18 protein-coding genes are annotated in these 17,014 nt (G+C 60.4%); 3 read left to right on the top strand and 15 right to left on the bottom strand.

Annotated elements, in window-relative coordinates; genetic code table 11:
* Nucleotides 1–207 precede the first annotated feature (207 nt).
* The 6 genes from N2A41_RS29355 to N2A41_RS29330 all read right to left on the bottom strand — a co-directional run bounded on the left by N2A41_RS29355 (nucleotide 208) and on the right by N2A41_RS29330 (nucleotide 5,861).
* A complete protein-coding gene (locus N2A41_RS29355; protein WP_260111593.1) occupies nucleotides 208–2,094 on the bottom strand; it encodes a nitric oxide reductase activation protein NorD in 1,887 nt (628 codons plus the stop codon).
* Between the two features lie 10 nt (nucleotides 2,095–2,104).
* Nucleotides 2,105–2,917 (bottom strand): CbbQ/NirQ/NorQ/GpvN family protein, encoded by an 813-nt coding sequence (locus N2A41_RS29350; RefSeq protein ID WP_260111592.1) that lies wholly within the window; start codon nucleotides 2,915–2,917, stop codon nucleotides 2,105–2,107.
* Between the two features lie 26 nt (nucleotides 2,918–2,943).
* Nucleotides 2,944–4,284 (bottom strand): nitric-oxide reductase large subunit, encoded by a 1,341-nt coding sequence (locus N2A41_RS29345; protein WP_260111591.1) that lies wholly within the window; start codon nucleotides 4,282–4,284, stop codon nucleotides 2,944–2,946.
* A 19-nt stretch (nucleotides 4,285–4,303) separates the two neighbouring features.
* Nucleotides 4,304–4,756 (bottom strand): c-type cytochrome, encoded by a 453-nt coding sequence (locus tag N2A41_RS29340; RefSeq protein WP_113546179.1) that lies wholly within the window; start codon nucleotides 4,754–4,756, stop codon nucleotides 4,304–4,306.
* Between the two features lie 269 nt (nucleotides 4,757–5,025).
* The gene (locus tag N2A41_RS29335; protein ID WP_260111590.1) at nucleotides 5,026–5,313 is read right to left on the bottom strand and encodes a cytochrome C oxidase subunit IV family protein; all 288 of its coding nucleotides are present in this window, start codon (nucleotides 5,311–5,313) and stop codon (nucleotides 5,026–5,028) included.
* The gene (locus N2A41_RS29330) at nucleotides 5,310–5,861 is read right to left on the bottom strand and encodes a cytochrome c oxidase subunit 3 (protein WP_260111589.1); all 552 of its coding nucleotides are present in this window, start codon (nucleotides 5,859–5,861) and stop codon (nucleotides 5,310–5,312) included. The genes N2A41_RS29335 and N2A41_RS29330 overlap by 4 nt, the downstream gene beginning before the upstream one ends.
* 282 nt (nucleotides 5,862–6,143) lie before the next feature.
* Here N2A41_RS29330 and N2A41_RS29325 point away from each other — a divergent pair, with 282 nt between their 5' ends.
* The 3 genes from N2A41_RS29325 to N2A41_RS29315 all read left to right on the top strand — a co-directional run bounded on the left by N2A41_RS29325 (nucleotide 6,144) and on the right by N2A41_RS29315 (nucleotide 7,366).
* On the top strand, nucleotides 6,144–6,299 hold the full coding sequence (locus tag N2A41_RS29325; protein WP_097545300.1) for a hypothetical protein: 156 nt from the start codon (nucleotides 6,144–6,146) through the stop codon (nucleotides 6,297–6,299).
* A gap of 3 nt (nucleotides 6,300–6,302) precedes the next feature.
* Entirely contained in the window at nucleotides 6,303–6,797 is a 495-nt protein-coding gene (locus N2A41_RS29320) for a hypothetical protein (RefSeq protein WP_260111588.1), read from the top strand.
* A gap of 419 nt (nucleotides 6,798–7,216) precedes the next feature.
* A complete protein-coding gene (locus N2A41_RS29315) occupies nucleotides 7,217–7,366 on the top strand; it encodes a hypothetical protein (protein ID WP_260111587.1) in 150 nt (49 codons plus the stop codon).
* A gap of 1 nt (nucleotide 7,367) precedes the next feature.
* On the opposite strand, the gene N2A41_RS29310 is transcribed toward N2A41_RS29315, so the two are convergent.
* From N2A41_RS29310 to nosZ, 9 genes are all read right to left on the bottom strand, one after another.
* Nucleotides 7,368–7,811 carry a pseudoazurin gene (locus N2A41_RS29310; RefSeq protein ID WP_131606022.1) on the bottom strand — a complete coding sequence of 148 codons (444 nt, stop codon included), beginning with the start codon at nucleotides 7,809–7,811 and terminating at the stop codon, nucleotides 7,368–7,370.
* 227 nt (nucleotides 7,812–8,038) lie between these two features.
* Entirely contained in the window at nucleotides 8,039–9,802 is a 1,764-nt protein-coding gene (locus N2A41_RS29305; protein ID WP_260111586.1) for a putative bifunctional diguanylate cyclase/phosphodiesterase, read from the bottom strand.
* A gap of 127 nt (nucleotides 9,803–9,929) precedes the next feature.
* Nucleotides 9,930–10,304 (bottom strand): plastocyanin/azurin family copper-binding protein, encoded by a 375-nt coding sequence (locus N2A41_RS29300; protein ID WP_260111585.1) that lies wholly within the window; start codon nucleotides 10,302–10,304, stop codon nucleotides 9,930–9,932.
* An 85-nt stretch (nucleotides 10,305–10,389) separates the two neighbouring features.
* Nucleotides 10,390–11,379: an FAD:protein FMN transferase gene (locus N2A41_RS29295; RefSeq protein WP_260111584.1), complete on the bottom strand. Its 990-nt coding sequence runs from the start codon at nucleotides 11,377–11,379 to the stop codon at nucleotides 10,390–10,392.
* Nucleotides 11,372–11,938 (bottom strand): nitrous oxide reductase accessory protein NosL, encoded by a 567-nt coding sequence (locus N2A41_RS29290; protein ID WP_260111583.1) that lies wholly within the window; start codon nucleotides 11,936–11,938, stop codon nucleotides 11,372–11,374. Before N2A41_RS29290 ends, N2A41_RS29295 begins: the two co-directional genes overlap by 8 nt.
* Nucleotides 11,935–12,762, bottom strand: a complete 828-nt coding sequence (locus N2A41_RS29285; RefSeq protein WP_260111582.1) for an ABC transporter permease — start codon at nucleotides 12,760–12,762, stop codon at nucleotides 11,935–11,937. The genes N2A41_RS29290 and N2A41_RS29285 overlap by 4 nt, the downstream gene beginning before the upstream one ends.
* The gene (locus N2A41_RS29280) at nucleotides 12,759–13,679 is read right to left on the bottom strand and encodes an ABC transporter ATP-binding protein (RefSeq protein WP_131606010.1); all 921 of its coding nucleotides are present in this window, start codon (nucleotides 13,677–13,679) and stop codon (nucleotides 12,759–12,761) included. The genes N2A41_RS29285 and N2A41_RS29280 overlap by 4 nt, the downstream gene beginning before the upstream one ends.
* Complete coding sequence (locus N2A41_RS29275; protein WP_441005726.1) at nucleotides 13,676–15,052, bottom strand: nitrous oxide reductase family maturation protein NosD; 1,377 nt, start codon at nucleotides 15,050–15,052, stop codon at nucleotides 13,676–13,678. The genes N2A41_RS29280 and N2A41_RS29275 overlap by 4 nt, the downstream gene beginning before the upstream one ends.
* The gene (gene nosZ / locus N2A41_RS29270) at nucleotides 15,049–16,968 is read right to left on the bottom strand and encodes a TAT-dependent nitrous-oxide reductase (protein WP_260111581.1); all 1,920 of its coding nucleotides are present in this window, start codon (nucleotides 16,966–16,968) and stop codon (nucleotides 15,049–15,051) included. Before nosZ ends, N2A41_RS29275 begins: the two co-directional genes overlap by 4 nt.
* Between the last annotated feature and the right edge of the window lie 46 nt (nucleotides 16,969–17,014).

Raw genomic sequence — 17,014 nt, 5'->3', positions numbered from 1 at the left:
GACGACTTTCATTTCAGTAACATTTTCCTGACACGCGACCGACCCCTTCGTTACGTGACTGAAGCGGCATCCGTCCCACGACCGCCGAAGGACCATGGAACGGTTCTCCGCACCGCCCGGACGATGACTCTTTTCAGTGAGCCGGAATTTCGGTTTCAACCGTTAGTGACGAATATCCGGATCACCTGCCGCGTTGCGATAGCGCCTTCATGCGGTCAGATTCCGATAGATCGCAGGGAGCGCGCTCGGCAGCCTCGCGATGTTCGAGATAAGCGCGTAGCCCTGACGCCCGAATATGGCGGGAAGATAGTCTTGCGCGTTCCGATCGACGGTCACGGCAAAGACTGCCTGACCTCGACCTCTCGCTTCGATGACGGCGCGCCTGCAGTCTTCAAGAGCGAACCGGCCTTCATAGTGGTCGATGTCGTTCGGCTTGCCGTCGGTCAGGATCATCAGCAGCCGCTTGCGAGAGCCCTGCTTGTCAAGCTGGTCCGAGACGTGCCGAATCGCGGCGCCCATACGGGTGTAGTAGCCAGGCTTGAGGCTGGCGATGCGGCAGGCGACTGCCGGCGAGAACCTCTCATCGAACCGCTTGATGGTGTCGACGCGAATCCAGTCCCTGCGACAGGACGTGAATGTCTGGACGGAGAACCTGTCTCCACAGGCGTCAAGACCACGGGAGAGCACGTCGAGGGCCTGCATTTCCACGTCGAGAACCCTCCGATTGTCGACCCAGGAATCGGTCGACAGCGAAACGTCGACGAGTATCGTGGTCGCAAGTTCGTGCGCGGCCGGCCGGGCGCACTCGAATATGTGGTCGTTCGGCTCGCCGGTGACGAGAAGATCGATACGCGAGCGGACGACGGCGTCCATGTCGATATCGTTTCCATCCAACTGTGCGTGTCGAACTTCGCGCTTCGGGCGCAGGTTTTCGAACTGCTTCTTGACCTTGCGGACGATGGACTGATCTGTCGCCAAAGTCGCGTGCTTGGCGTCGGGAGCAATACCCACTATGACGCGGCAATGATCCTCCAGGTATTCGTTCTTGCGAAAATTCCATTCGGGATAGACAAGTTCGCCTTGGATGCGGGACGCGTCGACCGCCTCGGGAGAGAGGTCGAGATCGAAATGAAACTTGGACTTCGGCCGTTCCTTCGTCTCGCTCAGCGTGATGTCATCGAGCTCGTCGGCGGCGGATGGTTCGTCGTCGTCGCGATCGTCAGTCGGTCGGTCGACGTTGACCATCTCCGCCATCGCGAGGATCTTCTCGAACCTGTTCAAAATCAAAGGATCGCGCTTGCGGTCGTCGCCATCCTTCTGCCGCTTCGCCTCGTGCGAGAGCCTTTCCTCACCGTCCCGTTGCGCGGCGTCAGAGGGAAGATCGTCACGATCGGATGACTGGATCTCCGTCCGTCCACGGAAATCTGGCCAGAGGGGGATGGAAAGCATTGGCAGATACCCCGCGGGGGCGGCGTCGATGGCGGGTTGGGCGGCGGGCGGAAGTTCGTGTTCGAGCGGGAACGACAGGGCGGTCATCGCGAACGCCTCGATGCGGGACTCGATCAGCGGGAGCCTGCCGCGCTTTCGGCAGGAAGTCAGCGCGTGGGCGAGGCGCACGTACCGGTCGGCCATGCCTGGAAATGTCTTGACCAGACGCCGCGAGTTCCGCCGGCCGGCTTCGACGCGGGCGATGTCCGCGAGCGCGACGTCGGAAGGCGGATCCTTAGCGACGGCCACCGCGACATAGCCTGCGAGCCAGAAGTAGAGGTCTCGGTTGAGGTCTTGATCGCTGAAGACGTCGATCGTGCCTGGGAGATGTATGGCCGCGTCGTCCCAGGTCGGATGATCGCTTCTTTCTTCGCCCAGGCCGACGACCTGGCGCAGCCGCAGGCGATGTGAGGAGGTCTTCTGCCGGGACTTCTGGATCTGAAAGGTGGCCGCACCGCCGAAGGCACGAAAACAGACGGAAAGCTGCGGCTTGACTTCCGTCAGATGCACAGCCTGGTTCGGATGGTGCGGCCACGAACTCGTTTCGCCGATAATGCGATGCCAAGCTCGTCCGACAGTCTCTTCAAGTTCCAGAAATTCCAGCATGATGTCGATCCTAAGCACATGTCGCCTTGGCGACTTCGAGGAGCGCAGCCTTGACGTCCGGCTCGTCCGTGAGAGGTTCGATGATGGCCGCCAAAACGGCTTCCGAGACGGGCATGCCGGCGTCGACAAGCGTCGCGCAATAAATGAGAAGTCGCGTCGACACGCCTTCCTCGATATCCTGTCCCTTCAAAACGCGCAGTCGCCTGGCAAGGTCGACCAGAGGCGCGACCTTGCCTTCCGGAAGTCCGCTCTCGATCGATACGATGGCGATCTCCTTGTCGCGGGGAAGGAAGTCGAACTCGATCGAGACGAACCGCTGGCGAGTGCTCGGCTTCAATGCCTTCATCAGGTTCTGGTAGCCCGGATTGTACGAGACGACGACCATGAAAGCAGGCTGAGCCTCGAGTATCTCGCCAGTTCGCTCGAGCGGCAGGATGCGGCGGTCGTCCGTGAGGGGATGGAGGATGACGGCGACGTCCTTGCGGGCTTCGACGATTTCGTCCAGGTAGCATAAGCCCCCGTTGCGCACTGCCTTCGTCAGCGGTCCGTCGACCCAGACGGTCTCGCCACCCTTGAGAAGGTAGCGGCCGGTGAGATCGGCTGCAGTGAGGTCGTCGTGGCAGGAGACGGTCGATACGGGAAGTCCGAGCCGAGCCGCCATGTGGTGGACGAACCGGGTCTTTCCGCACCCGGTCGGTCCTTTGAGAAGCACTGGCAATTGACGCGTCCATGCGCTCTCGAACAGCGCGCATTCGTTGCCTTGGGGCGAATAGTGGGGGATTTCCGTCTTCGGGTTCAGCGGAAGGTTCAGAGCTATCGTCATTTCAGATCTCCAGTGGGGAAGCCCGCCTATTCGGCGAGCTGGGCTGCAACGTTGTGAACGCGGGCGCGGCCTGGAACGAGGACCGCCCAGATGAACATGATCGCGCTGAGGAGGACGAAGACGCCGGAACCGAGCCTGATCCAGTAGAAGAGGGCGAGTTGGTCCTGGACGTCCATGTAGGATTCGCCGAGGACCCGCTGCAGGTGCACCTGGACAACGCCGGCGAAGGTGAGGGCGAATGTCATCACCGACATGGCGCCGCACATGATCCAGAAGCTGGTTATCGAAAGCCACTGGTTGTAGGGGGCGCGGCCGCGGATCTGCGGTATCGCATAGGCCATTGCAGCGAGATTGAGCATGACGTAGGCGCCGAAGAAGGCGAGATGACCGTGGGCCGCGGTGACCTGCGTGCCGTGGGTGTAGTAGTTCACCGACGACAGGGTGTGCAGGAAGCCCCAGACGCCCGCGCCGAAGAAGGCCATGACCGAGCAGCCGATCGACCACAGGAGCGCCGCCTTGTTTTCATGCTTGCGGCCGGCCCGCCACGTCATGACGAAGGTGAAGACGACCATGGTGAAGAAAGGAGCCACTTCGAGCGTCGAGAAGAGCGAGCCGATCCACTGCCAGTATCCGGGAGCGCCGATCCAATAGTAGTGGTGACCGGTGCCGAGGATGCCGGAGAAGAGGGCGAGGCCGATGATGACGTAGAGCCACTTCTCGACGACCTCGCGATCGATGCCGTTGAGCTTGATCATCAGAAACGCCAGGACCGACGCCATGATGAGCTCCCAGACGCCTTCGACCCAAAGGTGGACGACGTACCACCAGTACATCTTGTCGAGCGCCAGATTCACCGGGTTGTAGAAGGCGAAGAGGAAGAAGATCGCGACGCCCCACAGGCCGAACAGTAGGATGTTAGTGATCGTGGTCTTGCGGCCCTTGAGCGCGGTCATCGTGATGTTGAACAGGAACATCAGCGCGACAACGACGATCCCGACCTTGATCAGGAACGGCTGTTCGAGGAACTCACGCCCTTCGTGGATGTGGAAGAGATAGCCGACGACGGCTACCGCTGCTGCGATCAGGAAGATCCAGAACTGGGCGATCGCCAGCTTCGGGCTGTACAGTTCGGTCTCGCACTCCTCGGGAATGAGAAAGTACGTCGTGCCCATGAATCCCATCAGCAGCCAGACGATGAGGGCGTTCGTATGGATCATACGGACGATGTTGAAGGGCAGCTCGACGGAGAGCGTGTTAGGCAGCACGTAGATCGTTCCGGCGAGGACGCCGAAAAGAAGCTGCGCCATGAATAAGCCAAGTGCACCGTAAAAGTAGAGCATAGCCACGCTTTGGGTCTTGTATTTCATCTTTGTGATCCTCTCGCGCTCAGCCGGCCTGGTTCGGTGGCCAGTTCTGGGTCTTGATCTTGCTCACCCACTCGAGAAAGTCGGCGAGATCGTCCACTTCCTGGTCGGTCAGGTTGAACTGTGGCATCTGCCGGCGGCCTTCGATTCCGGAGGGCTGCGCCGCCATCCAGGCGTGAAGCGCTTCTCGGGCGCTCGACGAATCCTTGTCGCCGCCCCAGCGAATCCAGACGTTTGACAGCTCCGGCGCGAAATAGGCGCCTTCACCCTCGAGCGTGTGGCAGTTGATGCAGGAGTTCTTTTCCCAGACGTGCTTGCCGCGGGCCACGCCCTCAGTCAGCGTCGTTTCATCGGTGGAGACGGTTCGGATGTAGTAGTGGCTATGGGCGGTCAGCCCCAGGAATATGGCGAAGAAGAAGGCCGATCCGCCATAAAAGACGTTTCGAGCCGCGGTTTTTGTCAGGCGTTCAGCCATCGATCATCCTTTCAGGTCAGTGGCGAAGTCGCCGTGACGTCGGAATCGAGCCGTTGGCTCGCAGAGACGGGATGATCGAAGGAGCGCAGGCGGTCTTTGTGGATTCGCAAGCAGTCGATCGATTCTGCGATCCGGACGAAAGATCTGTCCAACGGAGACCGAGGGCGCTGTGACGCAAATGCTCCGGACAAGGATTGACGTCTCGATGCCTGCCGTTGACGAGGCGAAGCGCAGGCTGTCGATGTGTTTAGAGCTGGAAAAAAGGCAGCTCAAAAAAGCGCAAACGCGGCGGCCATAGGTCGTGCCGCCGCGAGGATCAGGACGACGGCGGCCCAGGCCTGCAGTGCCAGTATGAGCGCCGAGCCCGACGTCCTAAGCCCCAAAAAATCCAGGACGACAAGCCGTACCTTGCAAATCGAGGTGAATCCCACGGCGACGGTGAGACCTGCTTTCCAGGAAGAGGCTTGTAGCAGGAAGACGGCGGCCAGCGTGGCGGCGGTAAGGCCGAGGAGGACCGCGAGCGTCCGTGTCGCTCGTTTCGAGGCGTCGAATTTCATAAGATGTACACCACGGGGAACATGACCAACCAGACGATGTCGATCACGTGCCAGAGAGTCGTCATCATATGGACGTTTTGTGGCGAGGGGTATCGTACGAGCAAGGCAAGCACGAGTGAACCGAACAGCACGTGCGCGAGGTGAAAGCCCGTCATCAGCACGTATAAGGTCGAGAAGGTGTCGTCCGCGAGTAGCGTGGCGCCTTCCAGACTGTATTCATGTATCTTCAAGGCCACGAACAACATCCCGCCGGCTGAAGCTCCAAGCAGAGCGATCCGTTGCCTCTTGACAGTCGCCTGGCAAGTGGCGACAGCGGCGAACCAGCCGCTCGCGAGGAGCACGACGGTGTTGACGATCGGGATGAGGTGGTGAAGTTTCGCCCTACCGGCGGCAACCTCTTCTGGATGAATCCAGGAGACTGCTACGAAGGCGGAAAGAAGAGCTCCGAAGGCCGCCAGTTCGCTCCAGGATAAGATCCACACGAGAAGATCGTCGCCCCTGGCAGGGGATCCGGCTTCCAGTTCATGGCGCGTCGTCGTCAATGTCATGCAACCCGAATAGGACCTATGTCGGCATCCTTCTTTGCCGAAAGGCAAAGATTGAAAACGTTGGACGCTGCGGAGCCTTGATCGGTGCAAAGGTCGACGGTCACGCTGGCGAGGTGCCGCAAAAGCCGGATCGACTGGTGTATCGAGTTCCTGTCCGGGGGAAGTCTCTGTCTTATGCCTCTGCATTCGCGACGCCTTTTCGCGCATCTTCTCCGTGTTTGATCGATCTCAAAGACCGGGCCTGCGAGCCGCCATATGTTCGGCGGCAAAAGGAGAACCTCAATGACCGACGCACAGACAGGCCTGTCGATCGCCACTCCGGTGATCGTCATATTTGCGATAGCGCTCTATCGCATGGGCGTTCTCCAGCGAGCCGGTGTGATTTCCGCCGTAATCGCCACGGTCGGAATCGCCGCGAGCCTCTTTCTGCAAAGGTAGACCATGCATAACCATCATCCCGAAAAGTTCGCCGACCTCGAGGGCTGCTACGGGCAACTCGCGTCGTGGTGCGACCTCCTTGAGGCGATCGCCGACTTCCTGCCGTGTCACGTCGACGAGCGGATTTGCGATACGATAACGATCGGCCTCGTTCCGCTATTGCAGGCGACGCACCGCCTGGAGGAGCAGGTAATTTCGGCAGGTCTGCATCTCGTCATTGGAGAAGGAGAAAGGGCCGAAGCCGAGGAAGGCAGAAGGTGCGAACGGATTTTCGACTTGGACAACGGTCGCGAGGTGGTAGAGGTACTGTCGGCCCTGAAGGACGGCGGATGCCGCATGTCATGGGATGCGGTAGGCTACCTGCTCCGCTCGTTCTTCCACTCGATGCGCAAGCATATCAAGGCTGAACGCGAAATCCTGCGGATGATCCGCAAGGCCCATGGCGACAATAATCCTCCTGGCGATCGGGCGGTCCACCCTGAAGCCGAAGCGGCTTAGCCGCCTATCGAGAAAGTTTGGCAGAGTTGGAAACAAGGCGTCCTAGCTTGACGCTCGGACTCTCGGAATTGATCAGCCATTGCAGCCAGCAGTTTTCGGCCCGACCATTTCTCATTGGCAAATGGTGGGCGCGGGTGTCTTGGTCGAGAATCTCGAAGGATTGAGCACTCCCGACGTGGGTGCAGGCGATGCGGACGCCCGCGTTGTGTCGGACCTGCGGACACTGCTCGTAGCCGCGGTTCAAGGCACCTCAATTGAGGGCCGAAGCACGTCATCTTATCAGCAGCTCGCAAAAAGCATCTTGGCCCTGATTACGCCCGAACAGCGCGAGCGGTTTCGCCTTGGGTAAGCGTAGGGAGGACGAGCAAACTCGAATCTGTCGAGATGACAAGCTTCCTTCCGACATTCATGAGCGGGGAATGGAAGCTCTCATCCGTGCCATGCTCAGCCGACGTCGGCGAGCGGCGGACGTCGCGGCTGGCATTCAGTCGCGTTGCTTCGTCGAGGAGGGCAAGCTCGAATCCCCGGTGGCGGCCTTTCGCCGCCACCTGCTCATGCCAGCATTGTAATTTACTGGGTGACCTGGGCGAGATCGGCGTCGAGGCGCTTGCGCACCGGGTTCGGCACCTTTGCCGTTTTGATGGCGTCGAGATTTGTCGGCGCGTCGCCGACCTGGATCAGTGCGACCATGCCCATGCCGGCATGTGGAGTGCATTTGACGACGTAGGCGCCGGGCACGTCGAACTTGGTCTGGAACTCCTCGTTCGGCTTCGACTTGAATTGCGCCGCGCCGTCCGGAATGAGACCCTTGTAGGTTTCGACGTTGTGGCTCTTGTCGGTCGGCACGAAGGTGACGGTGTCGCCGGGAGCGATCTTGACGAAGCCAGGCTCGAAGACCATGACGCCGTCGGCGCCCTTGTTGAGCAACTGAATCTGATGATCGGCGGCCATCGACGGGGCCGCAGACGCAACGAGCACCGCAGCAACGGCGATCAGACCGAATTTCGAACGCATTTTTCATATCTCCTTTTTGCGGGCCGGATCTGGCCTCGCGGACGACCCTAAGATATCCCTACAAGTCGCTCTTTGACTTTGGTCAAGCATCGATAAGATCATCGTTTGAAAGCCGGACGCCGCGAAGGAGCCAAACGCGATGGCGCTTTTCCCGTGACTGCTTTGGTCACCAAGCCCTACGAGGGAAGGTCGAATTTTCGGAGGCTGGTAACGGACCGTGGCGCGTTTCAAATCTCGCGTAGATAATCTTTAAGAGCTTCGAAAGCCATTGGCTTTCCGTAGCGACAGCCTTGTGCGGAGGGACATCCGAGCGAGAGAAGAAATTCCTCCTGCTCCCGCGTCTCGATCCCCTCCGCAATCGTTTCGAGCCCCATCTCGAGACTCATGGCGATCAAGGCGCGGGTGATCGCCGCGTTTCGCGGCTTTGTCGCAAGCTCTGAAACGAAACCACGGTCGATCTTAAGCTTCGTAAGCGGATAACGTTGCAACGAACTGAGCGACGCGTAGCCGGTTCCAAAATCATCGAACGCGATGCCGACGCCGATGTCGCGCAGCATGTTCATGGCATCGAGCGACTTGTCGTCGTCGTGCAAGGCAATCGTCTCCGTTATCTCGAGCTCGAGCAGCTCCGCGGCCAGACCGTGCCTGTCCAGAGCCTGCGAGACCTTTTTGCAAAGAATTGGCGCCTGCAGTTGCTCAGGGAAGAGGTTGACGCCCATTCTTATGGAGCGGCTGCTTGACGCGTTAAGAAGCGAGGCGACCCTGCAGGCTTCGTCCAACGTCCACCAGCCGATCTCAAGTGCGAGCGCGCTCTGCGCGAGCGCGGGCAGAAACGTCCCTGGCATCAGCATGCCTTTTTCTGGATGCTGCCAACGGATCAGTGCTTCCACTCCGAAGATGGTTCTGGATCTTATGTCGACTTGTGGCTGGAAATGGAGGACTAGCTGGCGAGCGCGAAGAGCCTGAAGCAGTTGATCCCTCAAGGCGCGACGCTCATTAGCCTCGCTCCTCATTTCCGGCTCGTACATACGGGCCGACCTGCCGCCCGACTTGGCATTGGCAAGCGCGAGATCGGCGCTTGCCACGACCTCGTCGGCGTCACCGCCGTCCACGGCGGCGATCGCAATCCCGATGCTAGCTCCAAGGTCCAGCACCTGTCCGTCGACTTCAAATGGTCTTGCAAAAGACTCCAATATCGCCTGGGCAAACGCCATGGCCGCACGCCGGTCGTCCACGCCGGGCAGCAGCACCGCGAATTCGTCACCGCCGAAGCGCGCCACCTCCGCATTTGCAGGAAGACTATGCGGCAGTCTCACAGCCACCGACTGCAAAAGGGAATCCCCCGTCACATGACCGTGCACGTCGTTCACGTCCCTGAAGCCGTCGATGTCGATCATCACGACAGTCGAGCGCCCGCCCGCCATCATCTCGCCCTCGAGGATCTCCGTAAAACGGCTTCGATTGTGAAGCCCCGTCAATTGATCCTGACTTGCGAGGCGCAGGAGACGGCTGTCCCTCTCGCGCCGTTCGGTGATGTCTCTTATCACCGCACCAGCACCCATTTCGCGGCCGTCATGCCAGGCGCAGAGTGTCAATTCGATCGGAAACTCGCTGCCATTCCGGCGCACTGCGTACACTTCGACCGCCTTGCCGCCGAGGTTCAGTTCTTCTCCAGCCATTGCACGGGCGAAACCCCGCGCGTGCGAGCTGCGCAGTCGTTCTGGGATGATGATTTCAACGGGCTGGCCGATCATTTCATCCCGCGCGTAGCCGAAAAGACTGGCGGCCGCCCGGTTCACAAATCGAATACGGCCGCGCGGATCGACCGAAATCAGCGCGAGCTTCGTCGCGTCGGCAAAGTTGGCGGCGACGACCATGTCGAACCCCGGAATGGCCGGTGACGCCAGCGAGGTCGGCGGGGCTGCCACCGCGACACGCGAAAGAGCCGCGCCGCCAGCCCCGACTTCGCATTCAATATCGTCTGATGTCATCAACCCGCCACCTGCTGTTGCAGACACCCTATGTCGAAAACATTAGTGAAGATTGAAGTTCCGGATTTTATCGAACGAGAACGATGGGCTGACGGCCTCCCAACTACCTGGCGCATGAGGATATGGGTCAGAGCTCCGACAGCGCCTTGTCGACGCGCTCCCTGGCCTTATTGGGCAGCTTTGCGGACTCGATCTTATCAAGGTTCGCGGGAGCGTCACCCACGACGACGACGGCCACCATGCCCATGGGGAAATGGGGCAGACACTTGATCACGCAGGCGCCCGGCATAGAGAACGTCTGCTTGACGGTCTCGTTGGTCTTACCCCGGAAGGCCGCGGCGCCGTCCGGAATCATATCCTTCACCTTCCTCAAAAGGGGGTCGAACACCATGACGCCGTCCGCGCCCTTGTTCAGCATGTGGACTTCGAAATCGGCCGCAGCCGCCGAACCAGCGATGACTGCGGCGGATGCTGCCAGAGCGAGAGTTGCAATCGATTTCATCGGCTTCTCCTTCGTCATTCCGGTGGGATTAGAGACGACGGCCTATGCGCGCATCAACGCCGCAGCCTCTGTTCACGACACTCGTTCATGCCTTGCTTTCGATGCGCGAGGGGTTTCCGGCCTCGTCGACCACGTGGATGGTCAGGTCAGTGGAGGACCGCGCGATCCTTCGGATGGCGATCTCGTCCAGCACGTTGAAGGAGGTCGAAAAGGCGTCGGCGGTGGTGGCGTCGCCGGCAACGACGCTTACGCGCTGATAGAGCCGAGGCGTGCCGCCGCTTCGCGGATCAAGGATATGGCCGAAACGAGCCTCCTCGTCGAAGTGAAAACCGGCGGCGCTTGATGTCGCCACGGCCTTGTTGACGATGTTCAGGATTTGATCGGGGCGACCGTCTTCTCCTTCGGCCAGGCCGATGCGCCACGGGGTTCCATCCGGTCGGGAGCCAATCGCCCGATCCTCTCCCATGTCGACGAGGCAGCTCGTCACTCCAGCGTTGCGAAGCATGTCGACGACGCGATCGGTGATGTAGCCCTGCGCGATTCCATTGAGCGTGAGCGCCATGTTGGGGCGCATGACGATCCGGTCACGGTTGAACTTGACGCCTTCGAAGTCGACCCGTTTCAGCACGGAGGCGACTTCTGCCTGCGCGGGACCGGCCGGGTCCGGATCGATCGCGGAGAAATGTCGGTAATAGAGCTTCCAAAGAGGCTGCACCGTGGGATCGAAGGCGCCGCCTGTCGCCTCCCAGAAACCGCGGCTCCTTTGGAGCAAGGACACAAGGTCCTGGGGAGGGGCGATCAAGGCGCCCACCTTGTTCAATTCGGTCAGGGCGGAATCGTCGCGGTAGAGGCTGAACACTTTCTCCAGCCGGGAAACTTCCGCGACGACCAGGGCGACAAGACGTGTAGACTCGACTGGATCTTGATGGTTCAGGATCATCGTCGCCGGCGCACCAAGAGCCTGTCCCCTCCAAGTCAGAGGACGAGCGGCGCCCTCAGCGCGCGTCAACAAGGGCAGTCCGGCCGCCGCGGCAAAGATGGCGATGGCGCGACGACGAGTGAAAGTCCTAGCCATGTTCATGTGCCTCCACTTTTTTGTCTTCACCGGCCGGGGCTTCCGTGCCGATGTCCACACCGGCTCCCAACACGTATTCGCGGGGAACGTCGGCGAACGCAACGACGCTGCCGCCGTGCTCGCCTGCGAACCGCGTTGCCGCCTCCTTCGTCGAAAACGGCACCGTCTCCTCGGCGCCCATGCCCCCGCGAAGCGAGCTGCCGATGACGTAGAAGGCTTTTCTGGCGTCTATCCAGTTGTCCGCGCCGGGCTTCTCCCAGCTTGGAGCCTTGCTCATGTCGGAAACGTAGATCGCCGCGAGGTCCTTCGGTTCCTCTGGTAGCATCGTGAAGGCCAATGTATCGCGCGCCGAAGAGAACCAGATAGGCTCTCCAATCTGTGCGTCGAGGATGACCTGACCCTTTGGTCCGGCATGCTCGAGGACGTTCATCCCGCAGTACCTGCCGATCGCTTCCGCCGTCAGCGCGAACGGAGCGGGAGGGACAGCCTCCCTCTTTTCTTCGCATCCGCCAAGCAACAGCGTGCACAGGAAAACCAAAGTCAAGAACGCGGTCCTCATAGTTCCCTCCTGGAGAATGTCATGGCGGCAAGTGCAAGAGGACCAGCGGTCCAGAGAGCAAGCGCAGTCAGCAAGGTCGTGGTGCCAAGCATGGAGTGCTCCGCCACGCCTCCCATGCCGGAAAGAGCTCCTGCGCTTCCAGATCCGAGGTTGAGCAAGCGGTAGGCGTCTGTCGGATTGATGAGAAGAAGAGCGTCGAGCAGCCCCGTTGGAAGAGCATGTCCACCTGCGGCGACCAACGTGCCAAGCAACGCCATGTCGTAGATGAGAACGAAGAACAGCCACACCCCGATGGCGATGCCTCCCGCGGTGCTGCGTTCGCCTGCAAGCGCGCTGACGAGATAGCCGATCGCAACGAACACGCCGCCCAAAAGGATCGACGACGTCAGCATAGCTGCGAACGCCGACCAGCTTGCGGCGTCGATCTTCGCTCCCGTTGCCGCCAGTGCGACGGCGGCAGCCCCATAGCCAAGCAGCGTCGCGAAGGAAAGAATCGCAATGTGTCCGAGAAACTTGCCCAGGATCACTTGGTTTCGCCCTACGGGGTAGCTGAGGAGCAGAAGCATGGTGCCCCGTTCCATTTCGCCTACGATCGCGTCATGGGACAAAAGGAGTGCGATCAGCGGCACCAGGAAGATGGTCAGGCTGGAAAGGCTGACGATCACTACGTCGAGCTGATCTGTTCCGACATTTCCGGTCGGCGCGCTGCCAAGAAAAGAAAGGGTCAAGGCGAGCGCTCCCAGGAGAAGCGTTGTCGCGAGGATCCACCTGTTTCGAAGGCCCTCGCGAATTTCCTTCGAGGCGATGATGATCACGTTCTTCATGAAGTTATCTTTCCGGCGCCGAGGAAGTGTGCGTAGAGGTCATCCAAAGTAGGTTCAGTGACCTGGAGATCCGCGATGTCATCGGGACAGGTGGTAACTTCCTTGAGGAGGGCGATCTTGTCTTCCATCGCCACATCAGCTTCCAGTCTGCCGTCCTCCGTTGCTCTCCAGGCGGCACGTCCGCTCGTGAAGCTCCGAACTGTCGCCCCAGCGGCGAATTTGACACTGATGCGGGTCGGCAATCGCGCAAGACCGCGCAAATCGTCCAATGTCCCGTCGGCGACGGCCACGCCCTTGTTGACGATCAGCAAACGGTCGGCCCGGTCTTCGAGTTCGGTCAGGGCGTGCGACGACAGGAGTATCGTGGTGCCCTTCGAACGGAGTTCGCTCAAGAGATCATAGAACCTGCGCCGCAACGCCGGATCGAGGCCGCTCGTCGGCTCGTCGAGGAGGAGGAGGCGCGGCTCCCCAAGCAGGGCCTGCGCCAGCCCGAGCCTTTGGCGCATTCCCTTCGAATAGGTGCGGACAGGTCTGTCGGCGGCCTCGGCGCCCAGTCCGACACGTTCCAGAAGCTCCAGCGAATTTGAGGGACCGACGTGCTTCAGCCGAGCGTAAAAGGCGATTGTTTCGCGGCCGGTCAAGGCGGCGTGGAAGGCGACGCTTTCGGGCAGGTATCCGAGTTTCTTGCGAACCGCGACGTCGCCCGCCGCCGGATCCTCTCCCATGACGTTGATGCTGCCGCCCGATGGGCGGATGAGGCCGAGCATCAATTTGATCAGCGTGGTCTTGCCTGCCCCGTTGTGACCGACGAGCGCCACCGTTTCGCCCTCGTTGAGCGTGAAGGAGACATTCTTGACTGCTTCGACCTTGCCGTAGCGCTTGGCGACGCCCGATAGGACGACCGTAGGTTTCTTCATTGGCGAGCTCCCGAACGAACAGGAGGTTCCATCAATGGATGACTGTCGACCACGCCGCCAGGAAGCAGGGCGGGGAACTGGGCCTGGGCCCAGCGGATGAGCTGGACGGCAGGGCTTGTCGTGAGGATCTTCGCCTGCGGCGAAGTCCACAAAACCTTGTCCACGAGATCGTTGGGTCGGTACGAACTGTCGCCGATGCCGTCGCCGTCAAGATCGAAGGCAGGATTGTCACTCCAGTAGTTGCCTCGGCCTTTCGCAGACCAGTCCAGATAGCGGGTTCCCACATATTTGACCTGGTTGCGGTTGCTGATGAAGGAGTTTCCGCTCATGGCGTTTCCTTCTGACCCGGCGGTGAAATGGATGCCGATCGCGCAGCCGTTGAACTCGTTTTCGATGAACTGGTTCTTGTTCGCGTTGTAGATGAAGACGCACTTTTCCGGGCCGAGGTGGAAACCGGCCACGTCGCCCCTGGCCTGGGGTCGGCCGTCGTCGGTAGGCAGCCCATGGGTCGAGGCGCGCGATCCGGCCGACGCCCACCGGCTCTCCGGCTGCAGCCGCCCACGCACGATGTTTCCTCGGACTAATGAGCTGTTGGCGGAGTTTAGGAGGATTCCGTGGTCACGGTCGCCGTCCGAGAGGTTGTCGACGATCTTCAGCCGGCTCGAGAACATTATGGCGTAGCCCACCACGTTTCCAACCGAGACGTTGCCGCGGATTTCGCTGTCGTTGGTGTACATGTAGTGAATGGCGAAACGGAGGTCGTGGAAGCGGTTCTCGCTGAAGACGTTGCGCTTGCTGGCGTTGGTGGCGATGCCGTCGCGACCGAAGCTGATGTCGTTTCCGACGACTTTCGCACCCGGTGCATTCCACACCGTCACGCCGTTTCCCGCTTCACTGAGCCGCCCCTCCCTGATTCCGACGATCCGGTTTCCGCGCGTCATAGAGTCCTTCGCGCCATGGATGTAAACGCCGTAGAGGTTCTGCGCTACGAAGTTGTCCTCAATGACCGCCCCCTTCGCTGCTTCGGTTGCGAAGACGCCGGAGTCCATCGTTTCAAGATTTGTGCCCGACCCACGGATTTCGAGGCCGCGCAGCGTGACGTCCACGGCGTCTATCGTCACGACCGTTCCCTTGCCCGTTCCGACTATGGAAGCGCCAAGGTCACCTTGCAAGGTCAACGGCTTCTTGATCGTCAGCGGCCCGTCATAGCTGCCGGCCCGCAGGATGACCCGGTCTCCCGCAGCGGCCTGATCGACGATCGCCGCCAGGGTCACCCTGTCGGAAGGCGTGACGATCCGATCCGCGGCCGAGGCGTCCGAACCGATGGCGGCCCAGAGGGCCGCCATGGTAGCGATTGCAGCTTGCCGCATCATGCCGACTTCGGTTCGACCAGCATTCGACCCTTCATTTCCATGTGCATGGCATGGCAGAACCAGGAGCAGTAGTACCAGTAGACGCCCGGCTTGCTCGCGGTGAAGGTGACCGAAGCTGTCGCCTGCGGCGCAACTTCCATGTTGATGCCGTAGTTGACGATGGCGAATCCATGCGTCAGGTCCTCGACCTCGTCGATGTTGGTGACGTAGACCGTGACCTCGTCGCCTTGCTTGACGGTGAAGGATTCCAGACCATACGCGGGCGCCGACGACGTCATGTAGACGCGCACCTTGTTGCCATCCCGGATCACTTCGGAGTCGGTCATCAGATCGATGTTGTCCTTCTTCGCCTGCTCCACGGCGTCCGCAAAGAACGGGTCGTCGCGGCTCCAGAGGCTGACCGGGTTGATCTTGGAGGCATGCACGATCGTCGCGTCATGCGGCTCGGCGAAGGTCGGGTTGTCGTGAACGAGGATCATTTCATCGCCGGAGATGTCGATGAGCTGGTCGCTCTCTGGCTTCAGCGGGCCGACGTTCAGGTATCGGTCCTTCGAAAACTTGTTCAGCGATATCAGCCACTTGCCATCGGCCTCCTTGGTCTGGCCCATGGAGCTGTGATTATGCCCCGGCTGATAATGGACATCGAGCTTCTGACGGATCGGATTGACCTTCTCGCCGGCGAAGGCGCGCTTGGCGTCTTCGATGTTCCATTTGCAGATCTGGCTGTCGATGAAGAGGGTGGTGTAGGCGTTGCCACGACCATCGTAGGCCGTGTGCAACGGTCCGAGACCAAGTTCCGGTTCTGCGACCACCGTGTCCCGCGGCTGGATCTTGTCGTCGAAAAGGTCGTCGAATTTGCGGACGTCGAAAACGGTAACGGTCGGAGAGAGCTTGCCCGCGGCGACCGCATGAATTCCGTCGGGCGCGGTGTTCATGCCGTGCGGGCCATTCGAGACCGGGATGTATCGCGTGTACCGTGAGCCGTGACGGCCGTCGATAACGGGGACGCCATTGATTTCCTTGAAGTCACCACTTTTGACCGCGTCCTCGATGCGCTTCAGGTTGAAGACGACGACCCAGTCTTGGTCCTTCGCCATCATCTGCTCGAGGTTGACGCCGTTCTCCGAGTTGTAGCAGGTCGAATAGCAATACTTGCCCTGGTAGTCGGCGTCGACGTTGTCGAGATTGCCATCGACCATGACCTGCCAGGCGACCTTCATCGTCTCTCCATCGACTGCCGTGAAGATGGCCTGATAGCTCTTGGGATCGTCCAGGATCTTTCCGTCGTTTGGGATCGGCACGCCATCTTCGCCGTTACAGAATACGTAGCCGGTTTTGGGGTATTTTTGGACGCGCAAACCGTGGACCGTGTGCTGGTTGGGAAGCTCGATGATCTTGTCGCACTTCATGACGTCGAGACGGATACGGCAGACGCGCGTATTGGCCTTGTCGTTGGCGTAGAGATAGCGCCCGTCGTAGGTGCCGTCGGTCTGCGAGGGATGCGGGTGGTGGAGGTCGCCGTTGTGATAGACCCCGCCCTGGTCCTTGAGAAATTCTACCGTCTGCGGAAGAAGTCCTTCGGTCAGGACTTTCCGGCTTTCGTTGGTCTGGCCCCATCCCGTCGCACTGCAGCGATTGAAGACCGGGATGCGCATCATTTCACGCATCGAGGGGACGCCGACGATGCGGACTTCCCCGCTTTGGCCGCTGGAGAAGAACGTGTAATATTCGTCGAGTTCTCCGGGCTTGACCTCCCAGGTCTGGCGACGCCCTTCCGCTGCCATCGCAGGAGAGGCGATCCCGCCTGAAAAATTCAGGGCGCCGCCGGCCGCTGCCGCTCCGGCGGCAGCCGCCATCGCCGTCGTTCCGAGTAGCTGGCGTCTGTTGAACCGCCGCTGATTGTCTTCCGTTGACATGCTTCTTTTCCTTCGTTGTGGTTGCGACGGAGCGTCGCATTGCCGA

Source organism: Rhizobium sp. SRDI969 (assembly GCF_025152725.1).
Taxonomy (GTDB): domain Bacteria; phylum Pseudomonadota; class Alphaproteobacteria; order Rhizobiales; family Rhizobiaceae; genus Rhizobium; species Rhizobium leguminosarum_I.
Note: the sequence above shows the minus strand (reverse complement) of the source record. Positions and strands in the feature narration are given on the sequence as shown.